Raw genomic sequence first — 18,072 nt, forward strand, 5'->3', positions numbered from 1 at the left:
TCCATCAGGCGCCCGCGCGGGCAGCCGGGCCAGGGTCATCGAAAACTGTGTTCCGGGGTCGTTTCGCCTGCGTGGCCTTCTTGACGGCGGTCCGCGGGGCGGCCGGGATGATGGGCTCGTCCGGCGGCTGCTCGGGCTCGTCCCGCCGGAGCACGATCTCGTCCAGCAGGCTCTCGTCGATCATTTCCTTCCCGGACTCCATGGCTTCCTGGGCGCCGTCTTCGAGCAGGCGTCCCAGCAGGCCGATGACACCGCCGGTGCGACGCATCAAGTACTTCGGCATACCGCCGCCGGTGAGCATGCCCGCCTTCGCGTTCAGCAGTCGCAGGTGCTGCTCGATTCCCTCCAGGTGATCGACGAAGGCCTGAATCTGCTTCGGGGTGGTGTAGCGGAACCGGTCGATCTCGATGAGCTCGAAGCGGTGTTCCGTCTGGGTGACCTCCAAGCCGTGGATGCGAGTCGACTCCAACTGCGGCATCTCCCACATCAGGGTCTTCTTGTTCCACGTGGCCTCACGCAGCAGCCCGATGCCGGAGATGTTGACGCCGGTCAGGATGAGAGTGACGTCCAGGCTCATAAAGGCCCGCATCAAGTCGAGGACGTCCTGGTCATCGGCTCTGTGCATCCGCAGCCGGCTGATGTCGTCCAGAATCAGAGCTTTGACGCCATGGTCATAAAGGGAGTCGGCGACCTGCCGTACCAGTTCCGGCAGCGTGGCCGACTTGCGGGTCGGGGCGCGGAAGAAGCCTAAGATCGACGTGCAAAGGCTTTTCGGGGTTGCTGTCACCGGGGTCGAGACATAGACGATCGGTGCGTGGAGATCACGTGTGCCCGGCAGAGCCTGGGGGTTGAGGTGGCCGTGGAGTTCCAGCCACTGCTTTTCGAAGACGGCCCCGGCTGAGCAGACAGACGCGGTCTTGCCGTAGTTGCCCCAGCCGCTGATCATGACGCCGGCGCGGGTCGGGTCGTTCTTCTTCCTCGTGTTGCCGCTCAACCGGCGCCGGATCAGCTTGCCGACCTTGTCGTGCATGGGGGTGTCCTGCAGCGGGAGGTTCGCGTTCGTCAGCTCCCGGTAGAGGTCGTAGTCGTACTGGCGGCTCTCAGGGAGCATCGACCACTGCTGCGGGGAGATCGTCGGAGCGGGGACGAGTAGGTCGTAGTGGGTGCGGTAGTGCTGCCAGCCGGCGTAGGTGTCGAGGGGCGGGCGGCTGCCCAGGATCAGCTCGGCGATCCTGGCTCGTGAAGGCAGACCGTCCAGCGGATCATCGTGAGAGAGGGCTCGGGTCACGTGTCGACCTCCTGGACAGGTGTATCGGCTTCCGAGTCGTCGGGGGGCGGAAGCCGGAACATGGGACGCCGGTTCAGGGCCTCGTGCAGCGTTGCCGGGGCCACGGGCTTGACGTCGGCGAGGGCTTCTTCGCGTCGTCGACGGCGGTCGGCGTCGACCGCGTGGTCGATCGTGCGGGCGTGCTCGGCCCAGGCCGCGGGCATCTCAGCCGGAGCTGGCTCATCCGCGATGGCGGGTGCGGCGGGGCGGTCAGCGGCTGCAGCCTGTGCGCGGGTGATCTCGCGGGCTTGGGCGACGCGCTGCTTCTTTCCGGCCTTCCTCTTGGCCTGGCTGGGCCATTGGTCGACTGGGGTGACCGAGCCGAGGATCCCGAGCAGATGTTCCAGGAGCTCGCTCTCGGAATGGATCCTGATCTTGTTCGCCCTCACGCGTGTCAGCAGGGCGTCGGCAGTCTTGTCCGAGAAAGCAGGGATCTCACCTTCGGGCGGCAGTCCTCTCCAGCGCAGAATGTGCCAGGTCTCGTGGTCGGCAGGGTCCTGGAAGAACACCTGCCGGCGGTCCCTCCGGTCACTGCGGACAACCCACTTGCCCGCGTGTTTGCCGCCCCGGGCGGAGGGCTGCTGGAAGCGCGGCTCGTCGAAGACCGGGTGGTGATACCAGAGCCCGAGGATCTTCACCCCGCGACGAGGATGGATCTTCACGTGGTGTTTGCGCAGGACCTTGTAGTAGAAGCTCGGTTCGGGGAAGTCCAGGTCGAAGCCGCCCTGTTCCATCGCGGCAGCGAACAGGGTGTTGGGGCTGTGGTCTTCACCCGGCGCCCAACTCGGGGCGTATTCGCCTAGTTTACGGTTCTGCCAGATCTGGACGATCCAGGTCGCGATGATGTGCTCGGCTTGCGCGAGCGTGAGGCTCGCATCGCGTTCCGGGTCGGCCCCGCGGTCCGCGACGTCACCGCCGGTGAATCCCAGCAGGTGCTCGAAGAGCATGGTCTGGATGGTGAGGAACTGGCGCTCGACCGCGAACTTGTCGGTCTGCCGCAGGACGCGAGCAGGCAGGATCCGGCAGCCGATCTCCGTTTCGGCTTCCACCAGGTCGTGATTCTTGTAGGGGCCGCCGTGGTCGGTGGTGACCGTCTCCGGGGCGAAGAACGGCAGAGCGGCGACACGGTGACCGGTGAACTCGGCGATCACCTCGGCCGGCACCCCTGCGTAGGGCCATTCCATGTCCTCGCCCCAGCCTTCCCGCATCGGAAGCGGCAGCATCACGTCCCGCAGCAGCATCGCGATGTCGACCGAGGTGTCGGACTGGAGCGTAAGCCGGAAGGCCGGCAGACCGTGCGTGTAGAGATCGAGTGCGAGCGTCAGCGTCGCGGTGATCGCGTCGCCGAACACGGTCTCGCGCAGCTTCACCGGCATCGGGGTCGAGTCCAGCACCAGAACCTGGCCCGGCCGGTGGACCACCATCCGGCCGGAGACCCCGGCCTCCGCGGCCGCCTCCGCCGTCCGCCCGTAACGCGGCCGGGCTCCGCCGGGCCCGAACCACTCGTTCCAGACGGCCGCGAGCGTCCAGCGGGAAGGGATCTCCTCAGTGGGAAACGTCGGGAACCGCTCACGCATGTACTGGTGCATCAACCGGTGCTTGGCACCCTGGCTAAGGCGGGCGCGTGGGCCGCACTCGGCCTTTACTGCGAAGATCGCCTCCCGGATCTCCTTCGTGATGGTGCGGTGCCCGCTGCGTCGCCGCGTCCAGCGCCCGTCCGCGCAGGCCAGCAGGAGACTGTCGCCCACCAATCCCGACAGACGTACCAGCGTCCGGTAGCTGAGGTGCTGCAGACCGCACCGGACCGCCTCCGGACGGGGCATCGCCTCCATCTCCGCAGCCTTCGCGTACCGACGCTGAGTCAACGTCGTGCGGTCCGGGTCGTAGGCCGGCCGGGGCTCACCCGGCAGGGCCCGAGCCGGGTGGCCCTCCCGGAACCCCGTCTCGGCCTCCAGCACGTGCGCCGCCCGCAGCCGGGCCCGCTCTAACTGGTCCTTGGTCAAGTCGGCCAGCGTCCTCGGCTGCCGGGCGACCGGCGGTGGGCGCCCTGACTCGACTGCCGGAAGAAGCCGCAGGTCTGCATGGTTGATGAGCCAACGGAACGAGCGGGTCTCCGCGCGGCCGTCGTCATCCACGAGGACGAGCCGGCCGAGTTGGCCGTGGACGTCGTCAACCGCAGCCGGACGATGTTCGCCCGGCCAACGGAAGGCACGCTGGTCGCCTCCGCCAGGTCGGAGAACGTCATCGCCTGCCCCTGCTGCCCGCTGACAGCGGTGAGCAGCTGCTCGCGCATGCCGAGAAGGTCCCTCGCCGGCCGCCGGCGCGAGGACAGGTGGTCAAGGACGCTCCAGACATGCGGTCGCCAGCCCGCGACCACCGAGTACTGCCAGCCGCAGGCAGCCGCCACTTCCCTGGCCGCCGCGAACTTCAGCGCGTCCTCGTTCCTTGATCAGCTCCATCGGGCGGACGTCCAGCAACCACATCCCACCGCCGATCACGGCCAGGAAGTCCGGGATGTGCCAGGCATGCCCGCCCGTATGCTCGAAGTCCAGCCGGAACGGCTGCGACAGCACTTCCGATGCCCTCAAGAAGTCCAGCGCGACCAGCAGGCTCACTTCCTTCAGCGACTCGAAGCCATGCTTCCCGCCCGCTGACGCCAGCGCCTCCAGGCCGGAGCGGTGCCGCTGCTTCGCCCGCCATGTGAACCCCCGCATCGGCCGGGACGACATCACCGGTACGTGAGCCATGTCCCGGACCGGCCAGCAGACCTCGTCGGCGCCCACCTGCCACGTCGAACTCCACCGACGCGGCCAGTCGTCGCCGAGCCGCAGCCGATCCCGCAGTCCGGCGTCCCCGTCGTACGCCGTGACAAGGTGGTCCAGCTGACTTGGATCCGACGGGATCTTCGCTCTCGCTGCCTCGCCCTGACGGGACCAAGATTTGCCAGCCAGCGTTCTCCATGTGCCAACTAAAATTCTCCGTCGCATCCTTCCGGCGGCGCGGACGCCTGCATGGATTGCATAAACGTACATGGAAACGTATAGTCATGCCATCCAGGAGGAGGAGAGCATGGCGGTACGTGCGGCAGTGGCCGGAGCGAGCGGGTACGCGGGCGGCGAGTTGCTGCGCCTGCTCCTCGCCCACCCCGAGGTCGAGATCGGCGCCCTGACCGGCAATTCCAACGCGGGCCAGAAGCTGGGCGGACTCCAGCCGCACCTGCTGCCGCTGGCCGACCGGGTCCTGACGGAGACCACCGCCGAGGTGCTCTCCGGCCATGACATCGTCTTCCTCGCCCTCCCGCACGGCCAGTCCGCCGCCGTCGCCGAGCAGCTCGGCCCGGACGTCCTCGTCGTCGACATGGGCGCCGACTTCCGGCTGAAGGACGCGGCCGACTGGGAGCGGTTCTACGGCTCCGCGCACGCCGGGACCTGGCCCTACGGCCTCCCCGAACTGCCGGGCGGCCGCGCGGCGCTGGAGGGGTCCAAGCGCATCGCGGTCCCCGGCTGCTACCCCACGGCCGTCTCGCTCGCGCTCTTCCCGGCCTACGCGGCGGGCCTCGCCGAGCCCGAGGCCGTGATCGTCGCCGCCTCCGGGACCTCCGGCGCGGGCAAGGCGCCCAAGACGCACCTGTTGGGCTCCGAGGTCATGGGCTCCATGTCGCCCTACGGCGTGGGCGGCGGCCACCGGCACACCCCCGAGATGATCCAGAACCTCAGCGCGGCCGCCGGTGAGCGGGTCTCCGTCTCCTTCACGCCGACCCTCGCGCCGATGTCCCGCGGCATCCTCGCCACGTGCAGCGCTTCCGCGAAGGACGGCGTCACCGCCGAGTCCGTCCGCACCGCCTACGAGAAGGCGCTCGCCGACGAGCCCTTCGTACACCTCCTCCCCGAGGGACAGTGGCCGGCCACGGCGTCCGTCCACGGTTCCAACGCCGTTCAGGTGCAGGTCGCGTACGACGAGGCCGCGGGCCGCATCATCGCGATCAGCGCCATCGACAACCTCACCAAGGGCACCGCGGGCGGTGCCGTCCAGAGCATGAACATCGCCCTCGGGTACCCCGAGGCGCTGGGACTTTCCACGATCGGAGTCGCGCCTTGAGCGTCACGGCAGCCAAGGGATTCACGGCGGCGGGCATCGCCGCCGGGATCAAGGAGAACGGCAACCCGGACCTGGCCCTCGTGGTCAACACCGGGCCGCGCCGCGCCGCCGCGGGCGTCTTCACCTCCAACCGCGTGAAGGCCGCGCCGGTCCTGTGGTCCGAGCAGGTGCTGAAGAGCGGGCAGCTGTCCGCCGTCGTCCTCAACTCCGGGGGCGCCAACGCCTGTACGGGACCGAAGGGCTTCCAGGACACGCACGCGACCGCCGAGAAGGTGGCGGAGGTGCTGGGCCTGGGGGCGGGCGAGGTCGCCGTCGCCTCCACCGGGCTCATCGGCGTCCTGCTCCCGATGGACAAGCTGCTGCCCGGCGTCGAGACCGCCGCCGGTCAGCTCTCCGAGCACGGCGGCGAGAAGGCCGCCATCGCCATCAAGACCACCGACACCGTCCACAAGACGTCCGTCGCCCAGGGTGACGGCTGGACCGTCGGCGGCATGGCCAAGGGCGCGGGCATGCTCGCCCCGGGCCTCGCCACCATGCTGGTCGTCCTGACCACGGACGCCGACGTGGACAGCGAGACCCTGGACAAGGCGCTGCGCGCCGCCACCCGGGTCACCTTCGACCGGGTCGACTCCGACGGCTGCATGTCCACCAACGACACCGTGCTGCTGCTCGCCTCCGGCGCCTCCGAAGTCACCCCCGGCTACGAGGAGTTCGCCGCCGCCGTCCGGCAGGTCTGCGACGACCTCGGCCAGCAGCTGATCCGGGACGCCGAGGGCGCCGGCAAGGACATCAGGATCGAGGTCGTGAACGCCGCGACCGAGGACGACGCCGTCGAGGTGGGCCGCTCCATCGCCCGCAACAACCTCCTCAAGTGCGCCATCCACGGCGAGGACCCCAACTGGGGCCGCGTCCTGTCCGCGATCGGCACCACGCGTGCCGCCTTCGAGCCCGACCGGCTCAACGTCGCCATCAACGGCGTCTGGGTCTGCAAGAACGGCGGCGTCGGCGAGGACCGGGAGAACGTCGACATGCGCTACCGCGAGGTGCACATCGTCGCCGACCTGGCGGCCGGTTCCGAGACCGCCACCATCTGGACCAACGACCTGACCGCGGACTACGTCCACGAGAACAGCGCGTATTCGTCATGAGCGGCGCACCCACGCGGAAGCACACCGCGCTCCCGAAGGCCCAGATCCTCATCGAGGCGCTGCCCTGGCTGACCCGCCACAACGGCAAGACGGTCGTCATCAAGTTCGGCGGCAACGCCATGATCGACGAGGAGCTGAAGGCCGCCTTCGCCCAGGACGTCGTCTTCCTGCGGCACGCCGGCCTGAACGTCGTCGTCGTGCACGGCGGCGGTCCGCAGATCAGCGCCGCCCTCGACAAGCACGGCATCGTCAGCGAGTTCAAGGCCGGCCTGCGCGTCACCACCGAGGACGCCATGGACGTCGTACGCATGGTGCTCGCCGGTCAGGTCCAGCGCGAGCTGGTCGGACTGCTCAACCAGCACGGGCCGATCGCCGTCGGGCTGACCGGCGAGGACGCGCACACCATCACCGCCACCAAGCACCAGCCCGAGATCGACGGGGAGTTGGTCGACATCGGGCGGGTGGGCGAGATCACCGCGATCGACACGGGCGCGATCGAGGCACTGCTCGCCGACGGCCGTGTCCCGGTCGTCTCCTCGATCGCCCGCTCCCAGGACGACGGACATGTCTACAACGTCAATGCTGATACGGCTGCTGCGGCACTCGCTGCGGCACTGGGCGCCGAAACCCTCATGGTCCTCACGGACGTCGAGGGCCTCTACGAGAACTGGCCCGAGTCCGACGAGGTGATCAGCCGCCTCACCGCTTCCCAGCTCGAGAAGCTGCTGCCGGAGCTGAGCTCCGGCATGGTCCCGAAGATGCAGGGCTGTCTGCACGCCGTACGAGGCGGCGTGAACACCGCCCGCGTCATCGACGGCCGGGTCCAGCACTCGATCCTGCTGGAGATCTTCACCGACGAAGGCATCGGCACGATGGTCGTGCCCGACGAACGACAGGGGGAGTCGTCATGAGCAACCCGGAACCGAGGAACCAGGAACCGAGCAACCAGGAACTGACCGCGCGGTGGCAGGGCGCGCTCATGAACAACTACGGCACCCCGAGGATCCCGCTCGTCCGCGGCGAGGGCACCCGGCTCTGGGACGCCGACGGCAAGGAGTACCTGGACTTCGTCGGCGGAATCGCGGTCAACGCGCTCGGTCACGCCCACCCGGCGATCGTGGAGGCCGTCAGCACACAGATCGCGTCCCTCGGCCATGTCTCCAACCTCTTCATCGCCGAACCCCCCGTCGCCCTCGCCGAACGGCTGCTGCGCCACTTCGGGCGGGACGGCAAGGTGTTCTTCTGCAACTCCGGCGCCGAGGCCAACGAGGGCGCGTTCAAGATCGGCCGGCTCACCGGGCGCGGCCACATGGTCGCCACCCAGGGCGGCTTCCACGGCCGCACCATGGGCGCGTTGGCGCTCACCGGGCAGCCCGGCAAGCAGACCCCGTTCCTGCCGCTGCCCGGTGACGTCACCCACGTCCCCTACGGCGACGCGCAGGCGCTGGCGGCCGCGGTGACCGAGGAGACGGCTCTTGTCGTCATCGAACCGGTCCAGGGCGAGAACGGCGTGGTCGTGCCCCCGGCCGGCTATCTGAAGGCGGCCCGGGCGATCACCGCCGCCACCGGGTCGCTGCTCGTCCTCGACGAGGTGCAGACCGGCGTCGGGCGCACCGGGCAGTGGTTCGAGTACCAGGCCCACGAGGGCGTCCTGCCGGACGTCGTGACCCTCGCCAAGGGCCTCGGCGGCGGACTGCCGCTCGGCGCGACCGTCGCCTTCGGGCGGGCCGCGGAGCTGCTCCAGCCCGGCCAGCACGGTACGACGTTCGGCGGCAACCCGGTCGCCTGCGCCGCCGGACTCGCCGTCCTCGACACCATCGAGAACGAGGGGCTGCTGGAGAACGTCAAACGGCAGAGCGAGAAGTTGCGCGGCGGAATCGAGGATCTGCGTCACCCGTTGATCGATTATGTCCGGGGCGCGGGGCTCCTCCTGGGTATCGTGCTGTCCGAGTCGCTCGCGCCCCAGGTGCAGCAGGCGGCTCAGGAGGCCGGAATCCTCGTGAACGCGCCCGCCCCCGACGTCGTCCGGCTGATGCCGCCGCTGAACCTCGGCGACGACGCGGTGGAGGCGTTCCTCGCGGCGCTGCCCGGCATCCTCGACAGCGTGAGCGGGGACCGATCCGGAGAATGAGACGACGATGAGCCAGGCGCAGGACCATGAGCAGCCGGGGGCGAACGGGCCCGCCGTGCCGCAGACCCGCACCGCCCGCCACGGCCGGATCGTGGACATTCTCAACCGGCAACCGGTGCGCTCGCAGAGCCAGTTGGCGAAACTGCTCGCCGACGACGGGCTGAGCGTCACCCAGGCGACGCTGTCGCGGGACCTGGACGAGCTGAACGCGGTGAAGATCCGTAACACCGACGGCGACCTGATCTACGCGGTGCCGAGCGAGGGCGGCTTCCGGACCCCCCGGGCACCGCTGGGCGGGTCGGCGAAGGAGGAGCGGATGCGGCGGTTGTCGCAGGAGCTGCTGGTCTCGGCCGAGGCGTCCGCGAATCTCGTGGTCCTGCGCACCCCGCCGGGTGCGGCGCAGTTCCTCGCCTCGGCGATCGACCAGGCGGAGCTGCACGACATCCTCGGCACGATCGCGGGTGACGACACACTGCTGCTGATCAGCCGGGATCCCCTGGGCGGACAGGCCCTCGCGGACCACTTGCTGAGGCTGGCTCAGAACGGTCACTGAGAGGGGTGGTCGAGGGGGGACGCCGGCCGAGGGCGGTGTGCGGCCGCGACCACGCGGCGGAGCGGCTCATCGACACGGCCCCGCGCCCCTGGGCCGGCCGCCTCACCCCAGCCGGCGGGCCAACCCCCCGGTGCACCGCACCTCGTCACCCGCCGTGATCAGCAGCGCCTCCACGTCCGGCAGCGCCTCCAGCCACCGCAGCGCCTCCCGCGACCCCATCGCGAACGCCGCCGTGGCCCAGCAGTCCGCCCAGGTCAGCTCGGGTGCCACCACCGTCACGGCGACGAGGTCCGTCACTGCGGACCGACCCGTACGCGGGTCGACGATATGGGCGCCCCGCTCCGCCGTCCCCGACGTCGCCACCGCGAGCTCGTCCGCCCCCGCCGCCGACACCACCGCCGCGAGCCCGCCCGGCCTCAGGGGATCCGACACCCCCACCCGCCACGGCCGCTCCGGCCCCGGCACGCCCAGCAACTGCACGTCGCCGCCCCCGTTGACGCTGACCCCGCTCACCCCGCCGACCCCGGCCATCAGCCGCGCCGCTCGCTCCGCGGCCCAGCCCTTGACGATGCCGGTCGGGTCGAGCCGGCCCTCGTAGCGCATGCTGAACCAGCCGTCGCTCACCCGCTCCGCCTCGGCGCCCAGGGCCAGCACCTCGGCCACCTCGGGGTCGCACTCCTCGACGCTCAGCTCACCGCGCACCAGCCGGGAGACCTGGCTGTCCTCGCGGTAGGTGCTGAACACCTCGTTGACCCGGTGCAGGCCCGCGACCGCCTCGTCGAGCGCCGCGCGCACCGGACCGGGTTCCCCGCCGCGGACGTCGAAGGAGAAGACGGTCCCCATGACCTCCTCCGCGTGACGCACCGCGGCGGGAGCTGCCGACTCGGCCACGGTGTCCGTCACCGGGCCTGGTCCAGCGCCGACTGCAGGGACTGCTTGTAGCCCTCGCTGGTGTAGGTGGCGCCGGAGACGGAGTCGATGTCGGCGCTGCCGGCGGCCACCGCCTCCTGGTTGAGCTTGGGGACGGAGAGTGCGGTCTTCTGGTCGCTGGTGCCGCCCTTGGGTGCCTGGACGGCCTCCGCCTTGGTGACCTTGCCGCCCGCGACCGTGATCCGGACCTGCACCGCCCCGTACTGGGTCTGCGCGACCGTGCCGGTGAAGGTCCCGGAGGCCTGCGCGCTGCCGGAGCCCTTCGACCCCGAACCCGAGCCGGACGCCTGGGAGGACCCCGCGCTCGACTTCGCCTTGTCCAGCGCCGACTGCAGGGACTTCTTGTAGCCCTCGCTGGTGTAGGTGGCGCCGGAGACGGAGTCGATGTCGGCGCTGCCGGCGGCCACCGCCTCCTGGTTGAGCTTGGGGACGGAGAGTGCGGTCTTCTGGTCGCTGGTGCCGCCCTTGGGCGCCTGGACGGCCTCCGCCTTGGTGATCTTGCCGCCCGCGACCGTGATCCGGACCTGGACGTTGCCGTACTGCGTCTGCGTCACGTCGCCGGTGAAGGTCCCGGAGGCCTGTGCGCTGCCGGAGCCCTGGGCGGAGCCCGCGCTCGCGTTCGCCTTGTCGATCGCCGACTGCAGGGACTTCTTGTAGCCCTCGCTGGTGTACGTGGCGCCCGACACCGTGTCGATGTCCGGGCTCTGCTTGGTGACCACGTCCGCGTTCAGCTTGGGGATCGCCAGTTCGCTCTTCTGCGTACTGGTGCCGCCCTTGGGTGCCTGGACGGCCTCGGACTTGGTGATCTTGTTGTTGACGACCGTGATGCGGACCTGCACGTTGCCGTACTGCGTCTTGACGGCGTCACCGGTCATGGTGCCCGTCACGGGCGCCCCGGCTCCGCCCTGGGCCGCTTCCTGGGCGGCGGTGCCGCCGGCACCCGCCGCCTGGGCGGACGTCGTGTCCGTGGACGGCTTGAGCGACAGCAGCAGCACGATCCCGGACACGGTGGCGGCGGTGGCCAGCACGACGCGCCGAAGAGGGTGGCTCTTCCTCATCTCTTCCTGAGCTCCTGATTCACGTTGAGGGCCGCGTTGAAGGCCGAAGGGGTCCGGTCGCCCGGTGGTGCGGTGGGTTTCCCGTCGCTCACATCTCGAACGACTCGTGATGGATGCGGCGGGCCGGGACTCCGGCGCCGCGGAGTGCCTCGTACACGCCCTGGGCGAAGCCGTTCGGCCCGCACATGAAGACGTCGTGGTCGTCGATGTCGGGGATCTTGCGCTGGAGGGACTCCGCCGAGATGTCGGGGCGCTCTCCGTCGGGGCTGTTGACGGCGTACATCAGCCGTGCCCCGCGCTCGTCGGCGATCTTCGCCAGTTCGTCCCACAGCGCCAGGTCCTGGGTGCTGTTGGCCCGGTAGAGGAGCGTGATGTCACCGGGAGCGCCCGGCAGCGTCTCGAACAGCGTCCGCATCGGGGTGATGCCCACGCCGCCGGCCACCAGCAGCACCTTGCCGCGGCTGCGCCGGGACGCGGTCATCGCGCCGTACGGTCCCTCGGCCCACACCTTCGTGCCGGGCCGCAGCTCGCGCAGCGCCGCGGTGTGGTCGCCGATCGCCTTGACCGTGATGCGCAGCAGCTCGGGGCGGGGGTTCGCCGACAGCGAGTACGGGTGGGAGCTGAAGCGCATCCCAGGCGCCAGGAACCGCCACCGGAAGAACTGCCCGGCCTCCGCGCCGATCCGGTGCAGCTTGCGCCCGCCGATCAGCACCGACACGATGCCGGGCGTCTCCTCGATGACCGCCTCGACGTACATGCGGTGACGCAGGTTCAGCCGGATCGGGGTGAGGATGCGGTACCAGATCACCAGCGCGGTGACGGTGCCGTACAGCCCGTACCAGACGGTCTTCGCGGTGGGCTCGACGGCGAACTCGTTGCCCGTGGTCAGCTGGTGCCAGAACGTCAGGAAGACGGCCGCGTAGGTCATCAGGTGGATGTGGTACCAGGTGTCGTACGGCATCTTCCTGCGGACCGGGCCGATCGACACCAGGCCGATGACCACCAGCAGACCGGTGCCGATCGCCGCCTTGCCCATGTCCGGCAGCTGGTTGATCGAGTCGATCGTCTGCTGGACGATGTCGCCGAGCGACTTGCCGGCCTGGAGCGCGTATCCCCACATGATGAGGAACACGTGCGCGAAGGTGAGGCAGAGGGTGTACCGGCCGCTCATCGCGTGCCAGCGGGCCACCCGGTCCGAGCCGACCCGCCGCTCCAGGGCGGGCACCCGCGCCATCTGCAGCACGACGAGCGCCATCATGTAGCCGGCGAGCAGCCCGGTGATCCGTCCCGCGTTGAGGATCTTGCTGTTGGTGTCGGCGATGTTCGGCGTGTTGGCCCACCACAGCCACAGCACGCCCGCCGCGCCCGCCCATACGGCGAGCAGCAACAGGGCGGCCGGGGATCGGCGCGGGCGGATGCGGCGCATCGTCTGGCGGCGGGCGGCACGTCCGCCTGCGATCGTGGTGGTCACGGTTCCTCCGTGGGGACTTGACCCTTGGCCCACAGATACGGGCGAGAAGGGCAGAGTGTTCAGCTCCCCGCGGAGTGCACCGCGGAGCGGCGTGACCGCCGGTAACCGTCGATCGGCGCGGTCGGCTCAGGGGCCGAGCGGGTCGAGCCGGCCGTCCGCCGCCGTTCACCTCGGCCTCGCGCCGGATGTGGAACCACGGCGGGCGGTCGGCGGCGGGTTTCCTGCGCGGCGGCTCGCTCAGCGGCTGACGCCGACGTCCCGGTCCATGGGATTGCGCCCTCCCCGACGACAACACGGGCCGGTCGGCCCTCCGACGGTTCCTCAGGGGGTCGGCGGCAGGGGGAGCGGCAGCCCCGGGAGCCCGTCGATGCTGGTGGCGATGTGGTCCTTCTTCGTGAAGTACGCGTCCAGCGACTCGTCGTCCTCCCGTGCGAACCGCTTCCCGTGCAGATCCCGGTCCTGCTCGTACGTCATGAAGGGGACCGCGTAACCACAGCTGTCCCGCACGAGTTCGGCGCGCACGACAATGATCGCGCGCAGTCCGTGCGGGGTGGGGTCGATGTCGGGGAAGTGGAGGAGGAGTTCGGTGAAGCGGGGGTCGTCCCGGAAGACCGGCTCGCCGCGCCCGTGCACCCGCACGATGTTCGGCGGCCCCTGGAAGGCGCACCACATCAGGGTGATCCGGCCGTTCTCCCGCAGGTGTGCGATGGTCTCGGCGTTGGATCCGGCGAAGTCGAGGTATGCCACGGTGTGTTCGTCGAGCACGGCGAAGGAGCCCTTGAGGCTCTTGGGGGAGAGGTTGACCGTGCCGTCACCGGACAGCGGGGCGGTCGCGGTGAAGAAGAGTGGCTGCTCCTCGATGAACGTACGGAGTCTGCCGTCTATGCGCTCATACGTCTTTCCCATGTCCGCCCATGATCCGGGAAAGTCGTTCGCGTGTCTGAGGAAATGGTCGATTCCGCTTGCGGACACGCGGCAGTGGCCGCCCCGGCCGGCGCTTCCTCGGGGCGGCCACCGCGCCTGTCACGTCACTTGTTCAACGTGCAGGCCGCCAGGGAGTCCAGGCCCGCGGGCTTCTCGGCGGTACGGCCGATGGAGATGGCGATACGGTCGATCGTGGACTTCCGCTTGTCGGCCAGCGGGCCGAGGATCGCGTTCTGCACGAAGTTGGCGCCACCCTGGCCGACCGTGTTCTGCAGGCGGGTGTTGGCCTCGTCGATCTGGGTCTGGAGCAGCGCGAGGTTGCGGTCGACCTCGGCCTGGGCGGAGGCGGGGATGTCGGGCAGCTGCGAGGCGACGTCCGGGCAGGTGATCGTGCCGACGCCGGCCGCGTCACCGGTGTCCTCGGCGGCGCCGGTCTCCTCCGCGGCCCCCGTGTCGTCGGCGGCCCCCGTGTCGTCGGCGGCCCCCGTGTCGTCGGCGGCCTCGCCCGTGTCACCGGCCGCCTGGCTCTCCGTGGCGCCCGGGGTGGCCGCGTCGCCGGTGTTCGCGGCGCCGTCCGCGTTGAGGGTGCAGGGCGCCAGCGCGTCCAGACCGGTGGGCTTCTCCGCGGTGCGGCCGATCGCCGTCGCGATGCGGTTGACGGTCGCGACGCGCTTGTCCTCCAGGGGGCCGAGGATCGCGTTCTGCACGAAGTTCGCACCGCCCTGGCCGACGGTGTCGATCAGCCGCTGGTTGGCCTCGTCGATCTGGGTCTGGAGCAGCGCGAGGTTGCGGTCGACCTCGGCCTGGGCCGAGGCGGGGATGTCGGGCAGCTGCGAGGCGACGTCCGGGCACGTGATGGTGCCGGGGCCGGCGGCGAGCGTCTTGGCGTTGGTGGTGGTGCTCTTGGACGACTCCCCGGCGAGGGCCTGGTTCACGACCACCGCACCGGTCAGGGCCAGAGCGGCGGCGCCGCCGATGATCGCCACACGACGCTTGTTGTACTTCGGAAGAGCCCTGGACATGGGGATGCCTCACTTGGGGTCAGGAGTGGGTTTACAAACGCGGCGCCAGCGTTCAGCCGTGAGTACGGGTAAGCGGTTGCCGATGTTCAAGGCGACCCCAAATCTCTTTGGATCTTCTCTTCGGGATCCTCTCGAGGCCGCCACACCCCCGGTTGAATTGACGAATCATGCAGAGCACTGCATACTCATGCAGGACGGTGAGTGCAGCGGTGAGGAGCAACGCAAGTGAGCAGCAACAGCGGTGACGTCCGGCTCTGGGGCGGCCGGTTCGCCGACGGTCCCGCCGAGGCCCTGGCGAAGCTGTCCGCGTCCGTCCACTTCGACTGGCGCCTCGCGCCCTACGACATCGCCGGTTCGCGTGCCCACGCACGCGTGCTGCACAAGGCGGGCCTGCTCACCGAGGACGAGCTGACCCGGATGACCGCGGGCCTCGACCGGCTCCAGGCGGACGTCGCCGACGGCTCCTTCGTCGGCACCATCGCCGACGAGGACGTCCACACCGCCCTCGAGCGTGGCCTCATCGAGCGCATCGGCCCCGACCTCGGCGGCAAGCTGCGCGCCGGCCGCTCCCGCAACGACCAGGTCGCCACCCTCTTCCGGATGTACCTGCGCGACCACGCCCGGATCATCGGCGGACTGCTCGCCGAGCTCCAGGACGCGCTCATCGGCCTGGCGGAGGCCCACCCGGACGTGGCGATGCCCGGCCGCACCCACCTCCAGCACGCCCAGCCGGTGCTGTTCGCCCACCACGTCCTCGCGCACGCCCAGTCCCTCTCCCGGGACGCCGAGCGGCTGCGCCAGTGGGACGAGCGCACGGCCGTCTCGCCGTACGGCTCCGGAGCGCTGGCCGGCTCCTCCCTCGGCCTGGACCCGGAGGCGGTCGCCGAGGACCTCGGCTTCGAGCGCGGCAGCGTCGGCAACTCCATCGACGGCACGGCCTCCCGTGACTTCGTCGCCGAGTTCGCCTTCATCACCGCGATGACCGGGATCAACCTCTCCCGGATCGCCGAGGAGATCATCATCTGGAACACGAAGGAGTTCTCCTTCGTCACCCTGCACGACGCGTTCTCCACGGGTTCGTCGATCATGCCGCAGAAGAAGAACCCGGACATCGCGGAACTGGCCCGCGGCAAGAGCGGCCGGCTCATCGGCAACCTCACCGGCCTCATGGCCACCCTCAAGGCCCTGCCGCTCGCCTACAACCGCGACCTCCAGGAGGACAAGGAGCCGGTGTTCGACTCCTGCGACCAGCTGGAGGTCCTGCTCCCCGCCTTCACCGGCATGATCGCCACCCTCACCGTCCACCGCGAGCGCATGGAGGAACTCGCCCCGGCGGGCTTCTCCCTCGCCACCGACGTCGCCGAGTGGCTGGTCAAGCAGGGCGTGCCGTTCCGTGTCGCGCACGAGGTCGCGGGCGAGTGCGTGAAGGCCGCCGAGGCCGAGGGCAAGGAACTCGACGAGCTGACCGACGAACAGTTCGCGAAGATCTCCGCCCACCTGACCCCCCAGGTGCGGACCGTCCTCAACGTCCCGGGCGCCCTGGCCTCCCGGAGCGGCCGCGGCGGTACGGCACCCAGCGCGGTCGCGGTCCAGCTGGCCGAGGTGAAGGCGGACGTGGCGGCGCAACACGAGTGGGCCGACGCCAAGAAGTGACTGACGGGGCATCGCGGGTAGGTTGGACGGCAGCCGCCAGGAGCCGACCGAACGGGAGCCCGCGATGCCCTTCGCCCGACTGGCCACCGCCACGACCCCGACCTGCCACATCGGCTTCGGTCTCGCCGCCGTCGGCCGTCCCGGCTACATCAACCTCGGCCGGGACCACGACCTCGGAGAGAACCGCAGCGTCGACGCGCTGCGCGCCCGTACCCACGAACTCCTCGACGCCGCCTACGCCCAGGGCGTCCGCTACTTCGACGTGGCCCGCTCCTACGGCCGCTCCGAGGAGTTCCTCGCCGGCTGGCTGGCGGCCAGGACCGACGTCGACGACGTCGTCGTGGGCAGCAAGTGGGGTTACACCTACACCGCCGACTGGACCACCGACGCCGAGCGGCACGAGGTCAAGGACCACAGCGTCCGGACGTACGAGCGTCAGCGCGCCGAGACGGTCGAGCTGCTCGGCGACCGGCTCGACCTCTACCAGATCCACTCGGTGACCCCGGACAGCCCGGCCCTCACCGACAAGGAACTCCACGCGCAACTGGCCCGGGCCGCCGCCGGCGGTGTCACCGTCGGCTTCTCCACCAGCGGCCCCGGCCAGGCCGAGGCCATCCGCGCCGCCCTCGCCGTGACGGTCGACGGCGAGCCCCTCTTCCGTACCGTCCAGTCGACGTACAACGCCCTGGAGGCCTCGGCGGGCCCGGCCCTCGCGGAGGCCCACGACGCCGGGCTCACGGTGATCGTCAAGGAGGGCATGGCGAACGGGCGGCTCGCGGACCCGCACGCCCCGGACGTGCTCAAGGCCGTGGCCGAGGAGACCTCGCTCGGCTGTGACGCCGTCGCCCTCGCCCTGATCCTGCGCGAGCCCTGGGCCGGCGTCGTGCTGTCCGGCGCGGCGACCGCCGCCCAGCTCGCCTCCAACCTGCACGCGGCGGTCGTGGACCTGGACGAGGAGCAGCTGGCGCGGCTGGCGGGCCTGGCCCAGGACCCCGGGGCGTACTGGGACCAGCGGTCCCGCCTGCCCTGGCACTGAGCCCTGCCGTCCGGCCGTCGGAGTGAGTCACCCATGCCCGTGATGAGACACTCATGTCTCATCTGGGTTATGTTTGTCTCATGGCCGTCGACCGTGACCACGTACTGCGCAGCGCCGCCGCCCTGCTGACCCACAAGTCCACCGCGACCATGGACGAGGTCGCCAAGGCCGCCGGGATCAGCCGCGCCACCCTGCACCGGCACTTCGCCGGCCGCGACGCGCTCGTCCGCGCCCTGGAGGCGCTCGGCATCGAGGAGTGCGAGACCGCCCTCGACGCGGCCCGCCTGGCCGAGGGGCCCGCGAGTGACGCCGTACGCCGGCTCGTCCGCGAGATCGAACCGGCCGCCGGTCTGCTCGCCTTCCTCTACACCGAGAACCAGCTGTTCGAGGGCGAGGAACAGAACGACGGCTGGACCAGGATCGACGACCGCGTCTCCGCCCTGTTCCGCCGCGGACAGTCGGACGGGGAGTTCCGCATCGACCTCACGCCCGCCTGGCTCACCGAGGCGCTGTACGGCCTGCTGGCCTCCGGCGCCTGGCTGGTGCAGAGCGGCAAGGGCGCCCCCAAGGACTTCCGGCACATGATCGCCGAGCTGCTGCTCGGCGGAGCACTCCGGACATCCCCGCGACAGCAACTCAGCGCGGCTTCGCCGTGCGCCGGGGGCACAGTAAATGGGTCGGCGTGCGCCGCGCGCGGTCCTGACCGCCCTGTTCCAGGGCC

At 70.3% G+C, this 18,072-nt stretch carries 16 protein-coding genes and 1 pseudogene; 8 read left to right on the forward strand and 9 right to left on the reverse strand.

All coding sequences use genetic code 11. The annotated features are described in order from the left end of the window. Positions 1–4: 4 nt before the first annotated feature. From ABT057_RS15400 to ABT057_RS15415, 4 genes are read right to left on the reverse strand one after another with little or no spacing between them, the layout of a single operon-like run. Positions 5–1,288, reverse strand: a complete 1,284-nt coding sequence (locus ABT057_RS15400; protein ID WP_352343418.1) for a TniB family NTP-binding protein — start codon at positions 1,286–1,288, stop codon at positions 5–7. Continuing rightward, positions 1,285–3,330: a transposase gene (locus ABT057_RS15405; RefSeq protein WP_352343419.1), complete on the reverse strand. Its 2,046-nt coding sequence runs from the start codon at positions 3,328–3,330 to the stop codon at positions 1,285–1,287. Before ABT057_RS15405 ends, ABT057_RS15400 begins: the two co-directional genes overlap by 4 nt. Beyond that, positions 3,327–3,620 (reverse strand): hypothetical protein, encoded by a 294-nt coding sequence (locus ABT057_RS15410; RefSeq protein ID WP_352343420.1) that lies wholly within the window; start codon positions 3,618–3,620, stop codon positions 3,327–3,329. Before ABT057_RS15410 ends, ABT057_RS15405 begins: the two co-directional genes overlap by 4 nt. A 43-nt stretch (positions 3,621–3,663) precedes the next feature. Further along, positions 3,664–4,110: a hypothetical protein gene (locus tag ABT057_RS15415; protein ID WP_352343421.1), complete on the reverse strand. Its 447-nt coding sequence runs from the start codon at positions 4,108–4,110 to the stop codon at positions 3,664–3,666. 286 nt (positions 4,111–4,396) lie between these two features. On the opposite strand from ABT057_RS15415, the gene argC reads away from it, so the two are divergent. From argC to ABT057_RS15440, 5 genes are read left to right on the forward strand one after another with little or no spacing between them, the layout of a single operon-like run. Continuing rightward, positions 4,397–5,425: an N-acetyl-gamma-glutamyl-phosphate reductase gene (argC, locus tag ABT057_RS15420; protein ID WP_352343423.1), complete on the forward strand. Its 1,029-nt coding sequence runs from the start codon at positions 4,397–4,399 to the stop codon at positions 5,423–5,425. Further along, on the forward strand, positions 5,422–6,573 hold the full coding sequence (gene argJ, locus ABT057_RS15425) for a bifunctional glutamate N-acetyltransferase/amino-acid acetyltransferase ArgJ (RefSeq protein WP_352343424.1): 1,152 nt from the start codon (positions 5,422–5,424) through the stop codon (positions 6,571–6,573). The genes argC and argJ overlap by 4 nt, the downstream gene beginning before the upstream one ends. Further along, a complete protein-coding gene (argB, locus tag ABT057_RS15430) occupies positions 6,570–7,484 on the forward strand; it encodes an acetylglutamate kinase (protein ID WP_352343426.1) in 915 nt (304 codons plus the stop codon). The genes argJ and argB overlap by 4 nt, the downstream gene beginning before the upstream one ends. Continuing rightward, complete coding sequence (locus ABT057_RS15435; protein ID WP_352343427.1) at positions 7,481–8,704, forward strand: acetylornithine transaminase; 1,224 nt, start codon at positions 7,481–7,483, stop codon at positions 8,702–8,704. The genes argB and ABT057_RS15435 overlap by 4 nt, the downstream gene beginning before the upstream one ends. Positions 8,705–8,711: 7 nt before the next feature. Further along, entirely contained in the window at positions 8,712–9,257 is a 546-nt protein-coding gene (locus ABT057_RS15440; protein WP_352343429.1) for an arginine repressor, read from the forward strand. A gap of 102 nt (positions 9,258–9,359) precedes the next feature. Here ABT057_RS15440 and ABT057_RS15445 read toward each other — a convergent pair whose 3' ends face one another. The 5 genes from ABT057_RS15445 to ABT057_RS15465 form a co-directional block, all read right to left on the reverse strand. Next, positions 9,360–10,100, reverse strand: coding sequence for an FAD:protein FMN transferase (locus tag ABT057_RS15445; RefSeq protein WP_352343444.1), 741 nt, complete (start codon positions 10,098–10,100; stop codon positions 9,360–9,362). A 56-nt stretch (positions 10,101–10,156) separates the two neighbouring features. Further along, the gene (locus ABT057_RS15450; protein WP_352343430.1) at positions 10,157–11,245 is read right to left on the reverse strand and encodes an FMN-binding protein; all 1,089 of its coding nucleotides are present in this window, start codon (positions 11,243–11,245) and stop codon (positions 10,157–10,159) included. A gap of 88 nt (positions 11,246–11,333) precedes the next feature. After that, entirely contained in the window at positions 11,334–12,716 is a 1,383-nt protein-coding gene (locus ABT057_RS15455) for a ferredoxin reductase family protein (RefSeq protein WP_352343431.1), read from the reverse strand. A gap of 321 nt (positions 12,717–13,037) precedes the next feature. Continuing rightward, entirely contained in the window at positions 13,038–13,622 is a 585-nt protein-coding gene (locus tag ABT057_RS15460; protein ID WP_352343432.1) for a pyridoxamine 5'-phosphate oxidase family protein, read from the reverse strand. A gap of 122 nt (positions 13,623–13,744) precedes the next feature. Further along, positions 13,745–14,662: a hypothetical protein gene (locus ABT057_RS15465; protein ID WP_352343434.1), complete on the reverse strand. Its 918-nt coding sequence runs from the start codon at positions 14,660–14,662 to the stop codon at positions 13,745–13,747. Positions 14,663–14,887: 225 nt separating this feature from the next. On the opposite strand from ABT057_RS15465, the gene argH reads away from it, so the two are divergent. From argH to ABT057_RS15480, 3 genes and pseudogenes are all read left to right on the forward strand, one after another. After that, positions 14,888–16,315, forward strand: coding sequence for an argininosuccinate lyase (gene argH, locus ABT057_RS15470; RefSeq protein WP_352343436.1), 1,428 nt, complete (start codon positions 14,888–14,890; stop codon positions 16,313–16,315). A 64-nt stretch (positions 16,316–16,379) separates the two neighbouring features. Beyond that, positions 16,380–17,351, forward strand: a complete 972-nt coding sequence (locus ABT057_RS15475) for an aldo/keto reductase (protein ID WP_352343438.1) — start codon at positions 16,380–16,382, stop codon at positions 17,349–17,351. Positions 17,352–17,431: 80 nt separating this feature from the next. Next, a pseudogene (locus tag ABT057_RS15480) lies at positions 17,432–17,968 on the forward strand (TetR/AcrR family transcriptional regulator); the annotation flags it as partial. Positions 17,969–18,072 lie beyond the last annotated feature (104 nt).

The sequence above is a fragment of the Streptomyces sp. NPDC002588 genome, assembly GCF_040295925.1.
Classification (GTDB): Bacteria; Actinomycetota; Actinomycetes; order Streptomycetales; family Streptomycetaceae; genus Streptomyces.